12 protein-coding genes and 1 tRNA gene are annotated in these 15,651 nt (G+C 52.8%); 7 read left to right on the top strand and 6 right to left on the bottom strand.

Annotated elements, in window-relative coordinates; genetic code table 11:
- The first annotated feature begins 175 nt into the window (after window positions 1-175).
- From pepN to BITS_RS01515, 3 genes are all read left to right on the top strand, one after another.
- Complete coding sequence (gene pepN, locus BITS_RS01525; protein WP_026642888.1) at window positions 176-2,782, top strand: aminopeptidase N; 2,607 nt, start codon at window positions 176-178, stop codon at window positions 2,780-2,782.
- 336 nt (window positions 2,783-3,118) lie between these two features.
- Entirely contained in the window at window positions 3,119-4,504 is a 1,386-nt protein-coding gene (gene glmM, locus BITS_RS01520) for a phosphoglucosamine mutase (protein ID WP_238556516.1), read from the top strand.
- A 184-nt stretch (window positions 4,505-4,688) separates the two neighbouring features.
- Window positions 4,689-5,339, top strand: a complete 651-nt coding sequence (locus BITS_RS01515) for a peptide deformylase (RefSeq protein ID WP_026642890.1) — start codon at window positions 4,689-4,691, stop codon at window positions 5,337-5,339.
- A gap of 15 nt (window positions 5,340-5,354) precedes the next feature.
- Here the strand turns inward: BITS_RS01515 and BITS_RS01510 are convergent, their stop codons facing one another.
- Window positions 5,355-6,884, bottom strand: a complete 1,530-nt coding sequence (locus BITS_RS01510) for a hypothetical protein (protein WP_238556515.1) — start codon at window positions 6,882-6,884, stop codon at window positions 5,355-5,357.
- Between the two features lie 60 nt (window positions 6,885-6,944).
- Between BITS_RS01510 and BITS_RS01505 the strand changes: the two genes are divergently transcribed.
- Entirely contained in the window at window positions 6,945-7,949 is a 1,005-nt protein-coding gene (locus BITS_RS01505; RefSeq protein ID WP_160249593.1) for a CPBP family intramembrane glutamic endopeptidase, read from the top strand.
- Between the two features lie 257 nt (window positions 7,950-8,206).
- On the opposite strand, the gene BITS_RS01495 is transcribed toward BITS_RS01505, so the two are convergent.
- Window positions 8,207-9,253, bottom strand: coding sequence for a Gfo/Idh/MocA family protein (locus BITS_RS01495; protein ID WP_026642894.1), 1,047 nt, complete (start codon window positions 9,251-9,253; stop codon window positions 8,207-8,209).
- A 200-nt stretch (window positions 9,254-9,453) separates the two neighbouring features.
- Here BITS_RS01495 and BITS_RS01490 point away from each other — a divergent pair, with 200 nt between their 5' ends.
- The gene (locus tag BITS_RS01490; RefSeq protein WP_044259243.1) at window positions 9,454-9,984 is read left to right on the top strand and encodes a very short patch repair endonuclease; all 531 of its coding nucleotides are present in this window, start codon (window positions 9,454-9,456) and stop codon (window positions 9,982-9,984) included.
- A 293-nt stretch (window positions 9,985-10,277) separates the two neighbouring features.
- Window positions 10,278-11,219 carry an AEC family transporter gene (locus BITS_RS01485; protein WP_026642895.1) on the top strand — a complete coding sequence of 314 codons (942 nt, stop codon included), beginning with the start codon at window positions 10,278-10,280 and terminating at the stop codon, window positions 11,217-11,219.
- A 632-nt stretch (window positions 11,220-11,851) separates the two neighbouring features.
- Here BITS_RS01485 and BITS_RS01475 read toward each other — a convergent pair.
- The 3 genes from BITS_RS01475 to BITS_RS01465 form a co-directional block, all read right to left on the bottom strand.
- A complete protein-coding gene (locus tag BITS_RS01475; protein WP_026642897.1) occupies window positions 11,852-12,052 on the bottom strand; it encodes a type II toxin-antitoxin system antitoxin in 201 nt (66 codons plus the stop codon).
- Between the two features lie 262 nt (window positions 12,053-12,314).
- Entirely contained in the window at window positions 12,315-13,343 is a 1,029-nt protein-coding gene (locus tag BITS_RS01470; RefSeq protein ID WP_026642898.1) for an SPFH domain-containing protein, read from the bottom strand.
- A 483-nt stretch (window positions 13,344-13,826) separates the two neighbouring features.
- Window positions 13,827-13,899: transfer RNA gene (locus BITS_RS01465), tRNA-Arg, on the bottom strand.
- A 181-nt stretch (window positions 13,900-14,080) separates the two neighbouring features.
- Between BITS_RS01465 and BITS_RS01460 the strand changes: the two genes are divergently transcribed.
- Window positions 14,081-15,130 (top strand): endonuclease/exonuclease/phosphatase family protein, encoded by a 1,050-nt coding sequence (locus BITS_RS01460; protein ID WP_081693608.1) that lies wholly within the window; start codon window positions 14,081-14,083, stop codon window positions 15,128-15,130.
- A 101-nt stretch (window positions 15,131-15,231) separates the two neighbouring features.
- Here the strand turns inward: BITS_RS01460 and BITS_RS01455 are convergent, their stop codons facing one another.
- The gene (locus BITS_RS01455) at window positions 15,232-15,534 is read right to left on the bottom strand and encodes an exodeoxyribonuclease VII small subunit (protein ID WP_026642900.1); all 303 of its coding nucleotides are present in this window, start codon (window positions 15,532-15,534) and stop codon (window positions 15,232-15,234) included.
- Window positions 15,535-15,651: the final 117 nt, after the last annotated feature.

Genomic DNA, 15,651 nt, shown 5'->3' with positions numbered 1-15,651 from the left:
GTGCGCGAAAGCGAAAGAATAACCTGAGGTAAGCTGGATCTCAAGGATTGCAGCGATATGAAGAGCGGCGTGGCCGGCAATTGCCGATCACGCCGCTCATATTGACACAAGGGTGTCAACGTCGGAGAAATACCAAGACGGATGACGCCCAAAACAAGAAGAACAAAGGAGTCTCATGCCAGGAGCAAATCTCACTCGGTTTGAAGCGCAGGAACGTGCCGGTGTGGTGAGTGGACCCATCCACTACACGGTGGCACTTGACCTCACCACGGGTGGAAAGACCTTCCTTTCCGATACCACCATCACTTTTTCTGCTGAAGAAGGCTCGAAGAGCTTCCTTGACTTGATAGCCGATGAAGTCAGTGAAGTGACGCTGAATGGCGAGAAGCTTGATCCGGCCGAAGTATTCGCAGATAGCCGTATCGAGCTGAACAATCTTGCATCCACCAATGAAGTGAGAGTCAAGGCGGTATGCCGTTATTCCAATACCGGTGAGGGTTTGCATCGCAGCGTTGATCCATCGGATGGCAATGTGTATATGTACACCCAATTCGAAGTTCCTGATGCGCGCCGCGTATACGCAGTATTCGATCAGCCTGACTTAAAGGCCGTATTCGATTTCTCCGTAATCGCACCGCAGAGCTGGATCGTCACTTCCAATATGCCCGTGGATTCCGAGGAAGCACTCGACCGACAGACTGCCGAAGGCGCTCTGGAAAGAGGAGCCGTTGAATCCTCCAAGCGTTGGGTCTTCGAATCGACGCCTGTTATGAGCTCGTATCTCACTGCTATCTGCGCAGGACCGTATGCCGAGTGGACGAGCGAATACGCCAATGAGGATGGTCGCACCATCCCTATGGCAATGTATTGCCGTCAATCCTTGAAGGACGCGTTTGACAAGGATGTGGAATACCTCTTCGATATCACGAAGAAGGGATTCGCGTTCTATGCCGCCACGTGGGGTGTGCCATATCCCTATGCCAAGTATGACCAGATCTATGTTCCGGAATACAATGCCGGCGCCATGGAAAACATTGGCATGGTGACCTTCCGTGATTCCTATGTCTTTGATTCCAAGGTGACCGACGCGATGGCGGAACGCCGTGTGGTCACTGTGCTTCACGAGTTGGCGCACATGTGGTTCGGCGATTACGTCACCATGAAGTGGTGGAACGATCTGTGGCTGAACGAGTCCTTCGCCGAATTCACTTCAACTCTGGCGACCGCCGAAGCCACCGATTGGCATGATGCCTGGGCGACCTTCTCTGCAGGGGAGAAGAGCTGGGCGCTGAACCAGGATCAGCTGTCAACCACGCACCCCATTGTGGCGCCTATCAACGATCTGAACGATACGTATGTGAACTTCGATGGCATCACCTACGCCAAGGGTGCTTCGGTGCTCAAGCAATTGGTTGCGTATGTGGGCCGCGAGCGCTTCTTCGAAGGCATTCACCAATATCTTGAGAAGCATGCATACGGCAATGCCACATTGGCCGATCTTCTGGTTGAGCTCGAAGCCACCTCCGGACGCGATCTGAAGACATGGAGCGCCAAGTGGCTGGAACAGGCCGGCATCAACACCATCGCTGCCGAAGTTGAAGAGAATGAAGACGGCACCATCGCTGCATTGACACTCAAGCAGAGTGCGCCGGCAGACCATGCGGTGTTGCGTCCTCACCGTCTTGCCATCGGATTCTATGATCTTGATGAGAGCCGCGGCCAAATCGTGCGCACCGATCGATTTGAATTGGATGTGGAAGGCGAGACCACCACGGTCGAACAAGTGGTTGGCAAGCGTCGTCCTGCATTCATCCTGGTCAATGATGACGATCTGACATACACCAAGCTGCGTTTCGACAGCAACTCGCTGGAATTCGCAGCTGAGAATCTGTATCGCTTCTCCGACGCACTGGCTCGCTCGGTGGTGTGGCTGTCCTTCTGGGATATGACCCGCGATGGAGAATTCCCGGCAGAGCGTTTCATTGAGCTGAGCCTGAAGGCTTTGTCCACTGAGCATGAGTCCACCACATTCCGCTATGCATTGAATCAAATTCGCACCACGGCATGGCATTATGTTGCTGCCGATCGTGTGGATGCCGTGGTTCGTCATGTGGCAGAGCAGTTGTGGGAATTGGCAAATGCCGCAGCCCCCGGTTCGGACGAACAGTTCCAGCTCGTCAGCGCATACCTTGGCTATGGCGAAGAAGGCGATGAGCAGTTTGCCGCCAATGCCCAAGGACTGCTTGATGGAAGCGTCAAGCTCGATGGATTGGATATCGACAACAATCTGCGCTGGACGGTTATCAAGGCGTTGGCAAGCGTCAATGCCATGGACGAGCAGTCGATCGACGAGGAGCTGGCTCGTCGTGACACCACGCAAAACCGTGAGTTTGCACTGGGCGCTCGCGCTTCACGCGCCACGGTCGAAGCCAAGGAGTGGGCATTTGATCAGGCCATTCACAATGATGAATTGACCAATATGCAGATGGAGGCAGTGTCCCTGGGATTCGCTTCGACTCCACGTAGCGATTTGGCAGCTCCGTTCGCGGCGCGCTATTACGATGCGGTGGATTGGATTTGGGAGCACAAGACCTTCCATATGGCAGAATCCTTGCTCGAAGGCCTGTACCCTGTGCATGCCGATGCAGCGACCTTGGTCGAACTCGGCCAGCAGTGGTTGAACAGCCATGAGCAGGCGGATAATGCATTGCGCCGTATCGTTGCCGGCAATGTCGAAACATCGCAGCGTATGGTTATGGTCCGCAAGGCCAATACCAAGTAATTTGCGCAAGGCACAGCATATGATCGGGTGATCACCGATTCGTATGGTGGCTTGTGTGTGGGCCGCACTCCAATGGGTGCGGCCCACACACGTTTGTGAGTCAATTCATTGCGGCAGGATTCGCTGATCAGTCTCATGAGACTTCATGTGTACATCAATCATGCAGGAATGCTGACGTCTTTGCCTGTCGTTGAACATTGCGCAATCCTATGCATTGAGGATTCTCAGATGTGAAATGCGATGAAAACGGGCATGAATACTGGGCAGTAGTGACGGGCGGGTGCCCCACGGGTACGATGGGTGGCAGATCTGTTGACAGAACAAGGATGGAATAGCATGCCGAGAATGTTCGGAACTGATGGTGTTCGTGGATTGGCCAACCGTGATTTGACGGCTCGCCTGGCTCTTGATTTGGGCGATGCAGCAGTGCGCGTTTTAGGAGATTCTGGCACACAAGATGATCGTCCTGAGGGACGTCGGCGTGCTCTGGTCGGCCGTGATACGCGTGTCTCCGGTGATTTTCTGTCATCTGCCCTGTCTGCGGGAATGAGTGCCGGAGGGTTTGATGTCATCGATGCGGGCATTATTCCGACACCGGGTGTTGCCTATCTGACTTCTGTGTTGAATGTGGAAATGGGCGCGGTGATTTCCGCTTCGCATAATCCCATGCCCGATAATGGCATCAAATTCTTTGCACGCGGAGGTTTCAAGCTTCCTGATACCAAAGAAGATGAAATCGAAGCGGTTCTAGGGCAGGATTGGGAACGTCCCACAGGCGCCGGGGTCGGTCGTGTCAGCCATGACACGGTGACAGCAACGAATTTGTATATTGACCACTTGGTATCCACAATCGCTCCTGTGGGTGCTGACAAGGTGCAGCCGAAGCCGTTGTCCGGCTTGAAGGTTGTTGCTGATTGCGCCAATGGTGCCACTTCGGTGGTCGCTCCTGAGGCTTTGCGTCGAGCAGGTGCTGAAGTCGTGGTCATCAACGCTTCTCCGGATGGCTACAACATCAATAAGAACGCTGGATCCACCCATCCTGAACAGTTGCAGGCAATGGTGAGGGCGACGGATGCGGCTCTGGGCGTGGCATTCGACGGCGATGCCGATCGTTGCCTCGCCGTGGACGAAGACGGCAATATGGTCAACGGCGACCAGATCATGGGCATACTCGCCCGTGCCAAGAAGCAAGCGGGAAAGCTCAACCACGATACCTTGGTGGTGACGGTTATGAGCAATCTTGGTCTCAAGCTCGCTTTGAAGGATATGGCATTGCCACGGTTCAGACCAATGTCGGTGATCGCTATGTGCTTGAAGAAATGCTGCGAGGCGACTACTCATTGGGTGGCGAGCAGTCAGGCCATGTCATCAACCGTGAGTTTGCGACAAGCAGGAGACGGCACATTGACGGCTCTGACCCTGTGCAATGAGATCGTGCGCTCGGGCAAGAGCCTGAAGGAATTGGCCGCTGATTTCCCGCAACTTCCACAGCAGTTGGTGAATGTTTCCAATGTGGACAAGAATGCGGTTTCCAGCAATGCCAAGGTGCAGGCCGCCGTTGAGCGTGAAACCGCTCTGCTTGGCGATACTGGCCGCGTATTGCTGCGTCCTAGCGGCACTGAACCATTGGTCCGAGTCATGGCTGAGGCGGAAACGCAGCAGCAGGCCAATGAAGTGTGCGAGCGTCTGGCCGCTGTGGTTTTGGAAGAGTTGGCCCTATAAGACAGGTTGGCCCACCAAGGCGCTGGTTCTTTCAAGATGCTAGCTTTTCAAGACGCTAGCTCTTTCAAGGTGCTGGCTCTCTAAGACATAAAGTATTGTTCGGCAGTATTGATGTATTCGGCTTTGATGGGTTGGCATGCCTAGGCCCGCCCATCACAGCCGAAAACCGGTGAAAGGAATTGCGATGTTCAACCTCAATGGCAAAGTCGATATTGCGTTGAATCGAGACGTGGAAATGCTCCTCAAATCCGGCGAAGACGGTGTTTTGCCGATTGTACAGGCCGGTGAGCCAGTTTTGCGCGTCAAATGCGAAGCGTATCGCGGTCAACTGCGTAAGCAGACCCTGCATAAGTTGATCGAGTCTATGCGCACGACGATGCTCGAGGCACCGGGCGTGGGATTGGCGGCTCCCCAAATCGGATTAGGCTTGGCCATAGCCGTGGTTGAGGATCATGTTCGCGATGATGATGGCGACCCCAGGGAGATTGCAGAATTCCCGTTCCATACCATTATCAATCCTGTATACGAGCCGGTGGGAACACAGACACGCAGTTTTTTTGAAGGCTGCCTGAGCTTCGACGGATATCAGGCGGTACGCAAGCGTTGGCTGGATATTACCGCACGCTGGCAGGATGAGAACGGCACCAAGCATGAAGAGAGACTTCACGGTTGGCCGGCACGTATTTTCCAGCATGAAACCGATCATTTGAGCGGTGAATTGTATATCGACCAGGCTGAGATTCGCTCACTGAGCACCAATGAAAATCTCGAAGATTTTTGGTGCGATGATCCGGTGCCAAGCCTTGCTGCGAAGGAATTGGGATTCGAACTCTGATTCGAATCAGGAATATCACTGCAGCACAGGGGAGAGGTCTTCGCGGGCATCTGGGAAGTTCTCGCAATATCGCACAGCGGCATCATGCAGTTCTTCGCTGATCATCAAGTGTTCGTATGGCATATTGCGGGCATACCGTCCCTCGCCATCGGCGTATTCCAGCACGATGGCTCGCAACTGTTCCTGCCAATGGGTGCCACTGAGACTCTTCAATCGGGAAGCTGCCACAATATCCTCGGGATCATAGGCTTCAACGACCCGTTCACGATACATGGCCATAAGAGCATCATGATCACCCATAGAGAGCAATGCCAATTCCCTGAGACTGTCCCATTCATACGGCACGAGTTCCTGTGGGAACATCATGGTGGTTTGATTGGGGTGCTCTGCTTCGATGAGGTCGATGAACGACAGCAGATCTTCCCATTTGGTCGCTTCTATGCAACGGACCGCATATGCGTCGGCCAGAGGTTCGATATCGCGATGGTCGAAGAGCAGTTTATCCGCTTCGGCCATGTCGCCGCTTATGCGTAGCAGATCATGGCGCAGGAAGAGCACCGCTTGTTCGAATTGGCGATGGGCCAACTGGGCCATATCACGTTCGCTCATCAAAGCGCTGATATTGTCATCGGTCATGGATGCGAATGCGTCGAGCACGCCCATGTCGATGAGGTCCTCATCGCTCAGCTCTGTGTTTATTTCCTGATGTGACGCTTGTGGTTCCGGTGCCATTCCAGCCGACTGTGTCGTAGTGGTATCGGATTCCTTGCGGGCAAGTTCATCCATAACAGCAATGGCGCTATTGAGAGCGTCATAAGCCAGCACCCTGCTGTCATCCCATCTGGCGAACGAAAGGCCGGAAGCTAGTAGTTCCACCATTTGAATGGGATTGAGCTGGAAATCCTCATTACAAGCCACTTGGGTTATGGTTCGTAAGGCATGTTCCGCAGTTGCGGGATCGGCATGACGGGCGACGGCATCCATATACATGCGAACATCGTCGATGAGATCCTTGATGAAATCAAAGCCCTCATTGTCTCGGTCTGCGACGCTTCCGAGAAAATGAGCAGTGAGAGACAAGGCCTTGGCGAGATTTTGTGTCGAATCATCCCAACGTGTGCTGCTCAGGGCGTTGCCCACCACGGCCTCGACGCCAGAAAGAGCACGCGAATCCAAATGGAATGTGGGCATGTCGTTACGCGGGATTTCCGTGGCTCCGTCCATACTCTGCGCAGTGGGAATCGTCGACGCCAAGGATTGCACATACCATTGCATGGGAAGGGTCATCACCGTTTCCGCTTCGGATGGCATGGCGACCGGCGCGTCATTGCGCACCTCATCAGCATGCACCGAGGCCTCGGCGAGAGTGTGGGACCAGAGCAGTGTCGGGCCGTTGAATTCCTCGCTGTGTAGCCAGCTTTCGTTGGCGAAAGTCAATAAATCACTCAAATCCTGCCAAGGATCAAGGCCATCCGAAGACATGCTCTGCGCATGTGTGTCGAAGGACTCATCGTCGTGTTGAGCACGTTGCCCGGCAAAATCCACGCTGTACCTTCCTTAATCGTGACGCTTGCACGCAGTCGTATTCACTATGGCATTGTATCCATGAAACAGCGCAGCTCTTTGCTTTGGGTTGAATACGCTCAGACGGCTGTGCACAAAGCACTCAGCTGTGTGCAAGGCGTTCTGCTGTGCACAAAGCGCTCAACGGTCTTTGCCGCACTGCTATCCGACGCCCCAAGGCGTTCACCGGCGAACTTCTTTTTTACAGTGGATATGAGCGAGAATCATATGAGAGAGACTGATGACTCGCGATTATCCCTTCGTAGTGGTGCCATCGACGGCATAGGAGGAAGAGTGATGAAACGGTTATATCAGCGCAGTGAATTGACATTCGCCATCGTATGCATCGTCGTATATGTGGTTGTGCAATCTGCGGCTCTTTCATTGGATGAGCTCATTGGTGTTCCCTATTTGGCAAGTGCAGTAGCCTGTGCCATCCAAGCGGGATTGCTGTGGTGCTTTGTGCACAAGAATGGTCTGAGCGAGCGTTACGGGCTTCAGGCTCCCCGTGTTTCGGCACGACAATTCCTCTATTATGTGCCGCTCGTGATTCTGATGACCAGGAATTTTTGGAATGGCGTGACCATATCTTTGCCTTGGGCTGGGATGGTGTGCACGATGGTCGGAATGCTCTTCGTGGGATTCGTCGAAGAGCTGATATTCCGAGGGTTCCTTTTCAAGGCAATGGCACGCAGCAATGTGAATCCCGCGATTATCGTCTCCAGCCTGACCTTTGGCTTAGGTCATATCGTGAATATGTTCAACGGCAATGGGGCTGGACTGGTTGAAAACCTCTCCCAGATAGTCGGCGCAATCGCCATAGGATTCCTCTTCGTGATGATGTTCTATCGGGGAGGGAGCTTGTGGCCATGCATTATCGCTCATGCCGTGATCAATGCCACCAGCGTTTTCTCTGCCGAGAGTCAAGCCTTCAGTATTGGCGGCATCATGGCAAGTGTGGTCATGATCGGCATTGCGCTCGCATATGCCATTGTGCTCATGCATACTCTGCCGAAGGCGGAGGCTGAAGATTCATCGCATGAGTGATGGTGAATGCAAACGGATTATTGCATCGATGAACCGATCCGAGGCAGGCGCCATAAGTGATTCATTTCGCGAATGATGCGAGGAGTCACCGCGGGCGAGCGATGCATATTGATGGTTCATCGCATAGGCGAATCGAGGATATGAGATAGGCAAAGCGGTATGCGCAACCCGATGTGTTGGATTGCGCATACCGCTCATATTCAGAAGTGATCGACAGTAGTGGCCTATTTCGCCGCTATGCTGTCGATCGCATGATTTTAGGCTTCGAAGGGATATTGCAGACCCCATTCGGCACGCAGGGAATCCATAAGTTCCATAATGCGGAGAGTGTCGGAATGCGGCATCTCGGAGCATTCTTGCTTGCCGTCCAAGATGGCATTCGCAGCAGAGGCGACTTCGTATTCATATCCAGTGATCTGCTGGGGGATGTCGACATGGCGCTTGATCTGATGGTCATTGCCATAGATGTCAATCGACTCAATATTGTTGATGTTTTGGCATTTGATATATCCTTCAGTGCCCCAGACAACGCCGTCGCGGTCGGATGTATTGAGCATAGAAGAAGTTGATACGGCCATTACACCATCACCGTAATACAATGTGGTTGAGTTCTGAGCATCCACTCCGGTCTCATAAGGCTGCATCGAGGTGACGATGCGGTCCGGACGACGACCCTGCAGCACCATATCGATGAAGTTCAGAGGGTATACACCGACATCGAGCAAAGCGCCGCCAGCCAAGGCCGGATCGGTAAGGCGCTCTTTGCGGGTAATCGGGTAGCACAGATTCGCTGATACCGAGTGAACTTCGCCGATCTCTCCGGAAGCCACGATGTCATCGAGCATTGTGCGTGAAGGCATGTATCGGGTCCAAATGGCTTCGGTGCACAGCAATCCAGACGATTGGGCAACATCAAGCAGTTGTCGTGCCTGTTCGGCATTCGCCGTGAACGACTTTTCAACAAGGACGTTCTTGCCTGCTTTCAGGCATGCGATCGATTGTTCTGCATGGAAGCTGTGCGGCGTGGCGATGTATACCAGATCGACTTGTGGGTCGGCAAGCAGTTCTTCGTATGATCCATAGGCAACCGGAAAATCGTATTGCTTGGCAAATTCGGTGGCGCGGTCAAGATCGCGTGCCGCCACAGCATATGGTGCGACAAGCGCGGAATATTTGGGATCCTTTGCCATTCCAACCAAGGTTTTCGACATGGCATGAGCGATTCCGCCTGCGCCGAGAATGGCGACATTCACCTTCAAACCCTGGGACTCGGCTTCGCTGCGTTTTCCATTGAGACGACTCATATGTTCCTCCTTGAACGGGCTTTACATGCAATGCCCGAACGCATCTTGTCTGTCCCAACCATGCTATCGCTGTGTGACGATGTGCTTGTCGCAAGGCTGATCGTTGGGAATATGACGTATGATGAACGTCTGTTCGTTGGAAAGGGGAGGGCATGTCCCGCAATGTGGTTGATGGCAAGCCGTTGTTGCCTGAACATGGCATGGGCGCCACAGCAAACGGGGATGGGACGGCTCGTAGATCCAAGGCAGAGAAGGACGGCACTGCGGATTCGCGGTATCGGCGCGGCACGCGAAGCTATATCATGTCGAAAATACGCGGCAAGGACACTTCAATCGAGGTCATGGTTCGGCGATATCTCTTTGCCCGGGGCTTGCGTTTCCGCAAGAACGACAGGCGATATCCGGGGCATCCCGATATCGTGCTGCCGCGCTGGCGAACCGTGGTATTCGTCAACGGATGTTTTTGGCATATGCACGAGGGATGCAAGGGATGCACCATCCCCAAATCCAATGTGGAGTTCTGGACGGCGAAACTGAACAGGAATAAGGACAGGGATGCACGTCAGCATGCAGAGCTGGAAGCCATGGGATGGCATGTCATCGTGGTTTGGGAGTGCGAGTTGCGCAAAGCCGAACGTGAAGCACGATTGGACCGATTGTATTCGCAAATCGTGGGGGAGTGGGCTGAGAATTCCGAAGATGGATCTCCTACTCTAGAGCAGTATCCCTAATTGGTGTACGAACAGTGTCTGGCCATTAGGAAGAAAATATTGACAAAGCAACAAAGTCGTTGATATTTGCCGAGTTCGCCCTCTGAATCTCAAAGCTTAAATGTTCTTAATATCACATATACAGTCAGCGATAATTGGGTTCTCGCCTCGATTTCTTTTATAACATATACGTGTTCTTCATCTCTTGGTGATGAAGCAAAGCCGGCCGTGCCGTTTGGACTGGGGTTAGAACGCATGGCTGAACGGGGCGAATAATAATTCGAATACACATTTGGTTTGGGTAGGAGGTTCTAATGATTTTCCTCACTTCACTCGAAAATATCCTTCCAATCATTCTGATTATTGCGTTGGGATATTTTCTCCAAGTGCGGGGCTGGTTTTCTGACCAGTTCAGCGGCAATATTTCCAAATTGATTATGAATGTGGGCCTGCCGGCATCAATTTTTGTTTCGGTACTCAAGTATCTCAACAGAAGCATGTTGGTTGGCCTTTCCAGTGGCCTGCTCTATGTCTTCGGGGCATTTGTCATAAGCTACGTCTTTGCATTCATTATGATCGCCATTTTGAGAGTGCCTGCAGGCAGGCGCGGCGTCTTCGTCAATATGGTGGTCAATGCCAATACTATTTTCATCGGTCTGCCATTGAATATTGCGTTATTCGGCAATGAAGCGCTGCCGTACTTCCTGATCTACTACATCGCCAACACAGTGTCTACGTGGACGGTCGGTGTCTATTTGATCACCGCGGATTCCAAAGAAGGCAAGAAGGCCGGCGCGAAATTCGATTGGAAGAAGCTGCTTCCGCCGCCTCTCGTTGGATTCCTGATTGCTTTGATGTTCCTGTTTCTTGATATTCCAGTGCCGACATTTGCCATCAATACATTGACCTATATCGGTAACATCGTGACGCCTATGTCGCTGCTGTATATCGGTATTGTGCTGGCCCGTGCAGGGTTCAAGAGCATTCGTGTGGACAAGGATACGATTGGCGCATTGGCTGGACGATATATTGTGGCGCCATTGGTTATGCTTGCCATTTTGAGCATCGCTGGCGGCAATTTGCCTGCGAACGAGTTCAAGACCTTCATTGTCCAGTCGGCGGCACCCGCCTTGGCAGTGCTTCCTATTCTTGCCGATCAAGGCGATGGAGATCGCGAATATGCCACCAACCTGGTCACCATCAGTACGGTGCTATTCGTTGTGGTGATTCCTGTGGTGCTCACTTTGCTGGGCTGAGTGCTGAGGTATCGCGTGTCGAGTATTTGATAGCCGTGTGCCGGAGTGACGAAAAGAGTCGCTCCGGCACATGTTGTTTATCCACGGTTAAGTGGTAAGGACGCGACCGGCAATGATGAGTCGGCGCTGAATTACATTATGTTCTACGCTGCCGCGTTATTCCGCGCCGGGTTATGAGCTATGAATGCATCATTCGGTTGCCTGAGGTCTTGTAACGAAAGAGCACTGCGCAAAGATCGTAGGCAAAGTCCGTTATGCGAAGTTGTTGGGCAAAATCCGTGCTGCAAAGGTTGTTAGGCAAATATCGTCATGGCCAAGGTGCTGATCACCATAAGCGCCAAGCCACACGAAGAGGCGCAGTGTGAGCTTTTCCCTGAATGCCACATGGGAAAAAGCGATCGAGACCAGGATGCTGAGCTTGTCAACGGGGGACCACGACATTGACATTGCCTTGTGAAAGCGCCTTGAAATAGCAGATCCATGAAGTGCCTGTTGCAAGGCCGGAGAGCACAAGGAACAGCAACGATTGCGGTTGAAAGGCTAGGGACAATTCGTGTGGTCAGTGTGTGGGATCGATGGGTGTGGGTTCGATGCGTGGGTAGGTGACAGCAAGACCCGATCTGCAATCTGGCTCACTCTTGTGAAGGTGTGCGGCGAGCATTGGTTTTGCCGGGTTTGGCATTTTTGGGCAGGCGGCCGGCACGTCGCAATGCGTCTTGGATAATGTATTCCATCTGGCCGTTGACGCTGCGCAGCTCGTCGTTGGCCCATCGTTCAACCGCCGCCCATATTTCAGGATTGACCCTGAGCGGGTATTGTTTTTTCCCTGCCACGGGGACCTCCTTTACGGTGTGATAAGTGTAGTCGATGTCCGCATATCGCGTGTGGATGCTCTGAGGATGTGCAAATCCATTGACGCAGGGTGACTTTCATCGCATTCAAGGGATATTGCTGCGTTACCGTAGCAGCAATTCAGCTGAGCTGGCACGCATGAATCGAAATGCCTTGGGGTATTCGTGTTGTCGTGTGAAAGAGGACACGAATACCCCAAGTGCTGCGTAACCGATGAGTGCCGACCTCGTTGGATACGTCGGATCAGTTGTACAGAGTGCCGGTGTTGATAACAGGCTGGGCATCATTATCGCCGCACAACACCACCATGAGATTGGAAACCATGGCGGCTTTGCGCTCTTCGTCCAGTGTTATGGTGCCTTCTCGGTCAAGTTCGGTTATGGCCTCATTGACCATTGACACTGCACCCTGAACGATTTTGGTGCGAGCTGCGATAATGGCTTCGGCCTGCTGGCGCCGCAACATTACTTGGGCGATTTCAGGGGCATAGGCCAAGTGTGTCAGTCTGGCGTCATCCACAGTGACTCCGGCCTGTGCCAGACGTTCAGAAAGTTCTGTTTTCAGAGCTTGAGAGACTTCGGTGATATTTGAACGCAGCGTGATTTGGCCTTGTGCCTTGTCGTCAGTGTCTTCGTAGTGGTCATAGGCGTATTGGCTGGCGACGTGGCGCAGTGCGGTTTCTGACTGCATCGCGACGAATTCTTCATAGTGATCGACATCGAAGGCGGCTCGAGCGGTATCGCTGACATGCCATACGATGACATTTGCGATCTGAATCGGATTGCCGTTTTTGTCATTCACTTTGAGTTTGGGGCCGGTGAGGGTGCGAGCCCTAAGTGAAATCTTGGATTTGATGGGCTTTTCGGCCGTTTTGGATTTGCCGTCTTCGTCGTCGTCATTCAATGCTGCGGATGACGTGGAAAGCGTTTTTGAGAAAAATGGATTGGCCCAATAAAAACCGGTTCCACGAATCGTGCCTTTGTATTCTCCGAAGAGCACCAGCAATTTCGCCTCATTGGGCTGCAGTGTGAAGAATCCGATGGCAACAATCCACATGACGATGAACAGCAGGATGGAGATGGTCATCAATGCAAAAGCGAGCGGATCCTCGGAGATGTTCGCCATAATAATCGATGCGACGAATAGTGCTATGGACGCGACGAATCCAAGGAGATCCCAGAACAATACGGGCCAGCCGGAGCCAGCCTTTCCCTGGCGTTCAGCGGTGGGGGAGGTGTCGGTTGCGGGGGTGGTGGTGTTGGCGCTCATCATTAAGGTCCTTTCCTTCGATGCCATTCGGCATCATCTTTGATGATATTAGAATGATATGAAAATGATATCACTTTTGCAACTCGATGCCTCACGCTAGTGGCTCAGTTGCTTCATACATGGTTCAGCCGCATGAAGCAAGACATAGAGGGAATGCCGCAATATAAGGGAATTTTGAAATGCAAAAGGTGCGTTCAAAGTAAACAAGCTCCCACAAAGGCGAGGCTTTCCTCGGGCAATACATGCCAAGGGGACCGCTCTCATCGCCTCGCTCCCGGAAAGAAGGAAAATGACACGGAAATATCGTAATCATATTTGCTTGGGATTTTTGAATGATCGTATTCATTATGAATATGACAAAGATTGTATTGCAGAGCTTCGTTTTTGGTGATGTCGATCCGATGACAAATTGGATTGGCGATTGTGCATGGCCGGATGACGTGAAACCCCGCAGGATGATGCACGGGTCTGTTGTGCAAGAAATCGTGCCCGGAACGCGATTCGAACGCGCGACACCCGCTTTAGGAGAGCGGTGCTCTATCCACTGAGCTACCCGGGCAACATGTTGCATTGTACAGCAAGGGCAGACGGCCTTTCAATCTTCGGTGTCGATATTGGGTTCTGCCGCGATGCCTGACTTAAGCGCAACTCGTGATGATATGGCATATGGTTCTTCAGGATGATGGCGTCTTGCAGATTGCTGCTGTACCGTCTGTGCATGAACGAAAGGAATCGACCGAATGGCACGAACTGCACCCAAGCCTGTATCTGCACCGGCACCTCTGCGCTTTCCTCGCTTCATTTTGGGAGTGCTGGCGGCGTTGCTCTCACTTGTCGCCGTGGCAGGCTGCATTGCGCGCATATTGCCGGAACAACTCCAAGCCTTGCCATATGTGCCCAATATCGTGGCATTGACACCATGGTTTGCCGTTATCGCAGCGATTTCCTTGCTGTGTGCGCTCGGGTCGCGGCGATGGGGAGTGGCGTTGCTTGCGCTCGCTTGCATAGGCGTTCAGGTGTGGTGGCAGCAGCCGTTCTTCAATGCTTCCAATCGACTCTCCCAGGCGGCCATTGCTGCGGTTTCCTCTGCCAACCCCAATACCGATGATGCGTATCTGCGAGTGATGACGCTGAATGTGTACAAAGGCAACGCCGATGCGCAGCAAATCGTCGAGGCTGTGCGCGATGAGCGGATAGAGGTTTTGGCCTTGCAAGAGACCACTGACTCTTTCGTGCAATCCTTGGAGGATGCCGGCATCCATTCCTATCTGCCGTATTCACAGGTCTCATCCTCGGATGGTGTGTATGGCAATGGTTTGTGGTCGGCGACTGCTCTGGGTTCGCCTTCGGACGACGATGTGGATTCAAGTGCATCATTCATGCCGGGAGGCACGGTGACATTGAATGGAGGAAACAGCAAATTACGCTTTGTCTCTGTGCATACCACATCACCTGTTCAGGGTTATTGGTCACAATGGCGCAAATCCTTGGATGAATTGGCCCAACTTCGTTCAAATACGCAGTATCGATATGTGTTCATGGGCGATTTCAACGCCACCATGGATCACACGCCGTTTAGGAACTTCTTGGGGAACAGATTCTCGGATGCGGCCTATCAGGCTGGTACAGGATTCACCTTCACATGGCCTGCGAATCATTCCGGTATTCCAGCATTCACAGCCATTGATCATGTGGTGATGGATACAGGCATCGTTGCCGGGCAAGTGAGCACCAGAAGCATATCCGGATCTGACCACAAGGCATTGCTTGCAACATTGGAAGTGCAATAGCTCGCTTATGCCATATGCCATAAGGAGTGGGGGTTCTGGATGACCGGCATCCAGAACCCCCACTCCTTATTCAGTGCGAACTTGCAAAGAGATGAACGCTATCAGTCCAGATTGGCCTGCGTGCCAGCCGTGTCTGCAGTGGCTTCCTGCTCGGCTTGTGCCGCGTCCAATTTGGCGCGAACCTCGTTCAGAAGAGTCTGTGCACGCTTGGCTAAAGCCTCCCCCAACTCCCACTGGCGCATGGACTGATCAAGGTTCAAGCCGCCTGCTTCCAAGGCTTGCACGGCTTGAATGAGCTTGTCTCGTGCCTCCTCATATGGCATTGTGGCGATGGCCTCGCGCTCACTGTCGCTCAGAGTTGAAGCGGTGGTTGCTGGGGTGGTTGAGGATTGTTCCTTGCTCATTATTGACTCCTTCTTGTGTTGATGGTTTGACTGTGTGCTGAATGAATTGCTTGTGCGGAAGGAGGGAGGCAGTTGGTTGATTGCCTCCAGCTGCCGTCAATGCCTTGGTTGCGGTAT

Origin of the sequence: Bifidobacterium tsurumiense, from assembly GCF_000741765.1 — a bacterium.
Classification (GTDB): Bacteria; Actinomycetota; Actinomycetes; order Actinomycetales; family Bifidobacteriaceae; genus Bifidobacterium; species Bifidobacterium tsurumiense.
Note: the sequence above shows the minus strand (reverse complement) of the source record. Positions and strands in the feature narration are given on the sequence as shown.

Excerpts from the sequence above, each read along its gene's own strand:
- pepN (WP_026642888.1), top strand. The coding sequence starts at position 176 with ATGCCAGGAGCAAATCTCACTCGGTTTGAAGCGCAGGAACGTGCCGGT.
- glmM (WP_238556516.1), top strand. The coding sequence starts at position 3,119 with ATGCCGAGAATGTTCGGAACTGATGGTGTTCGTGGATTGGCCAACCGT.
- BITS_RS01515 (WP_026642890.1), top strand. The coding sequence starts at position 4,689 with ATGTTCAACCTCAATGGCAAAGTCGATATTGCGTTGAATCGAGACGTG.
- BITS_RS01505 (WP_160249593.1), top strand. The coding sequence starts at position 6,945 with ATGAAACAGCGCAGCTCTTTGCTTTGGGTTGAATACGCTCAGACGGCT.
- BITS_RS01495 (WP_026642894.1), bottom strand. The coding sequence starts at position 9,253 with ATGAGTCGTCTCAATGGAAAACGCAGCGAAGCCGAGTCCCAGGGTTTG.
- BITS_RS01490 (WP_044259243.1), top strand. The coding sequence starts at position 9,454 with ATGGGCGCCACAGCAAACGGGGATGGGACGGCTCGTAGATCCAAGGCA.
- BITS_RS01485 (WP_026642895.1), top strand. The coding sequence starts at position 10,278 with ATGATTTTCCTCACTTCACTCGAAAATATCCTTCCAATCATTCTGATT.
- BITS_RS01470 (WP_026642898.1), bottom strand. The coding sequence starts at position 13,343 with ATGATGAGCGCCAACACCACCACCCCCGCAACCGACACCTCCCCCACC.
- BITS_RS01460 (WP_081693608.1), top strand. The coding sequence starts at position 14,081 with ATGGCACGAACTGCACCCAAGCCTGTATCTGCACCGGCACCTCTGCGC.
- BITS_RS01455 (WP_026642900.1), bottom strand. The coding sequence starts at position 15,534 with ATGAGCAAGGAACAATCCTCAACCACCCCAGCAACCACCGCTTCAACT.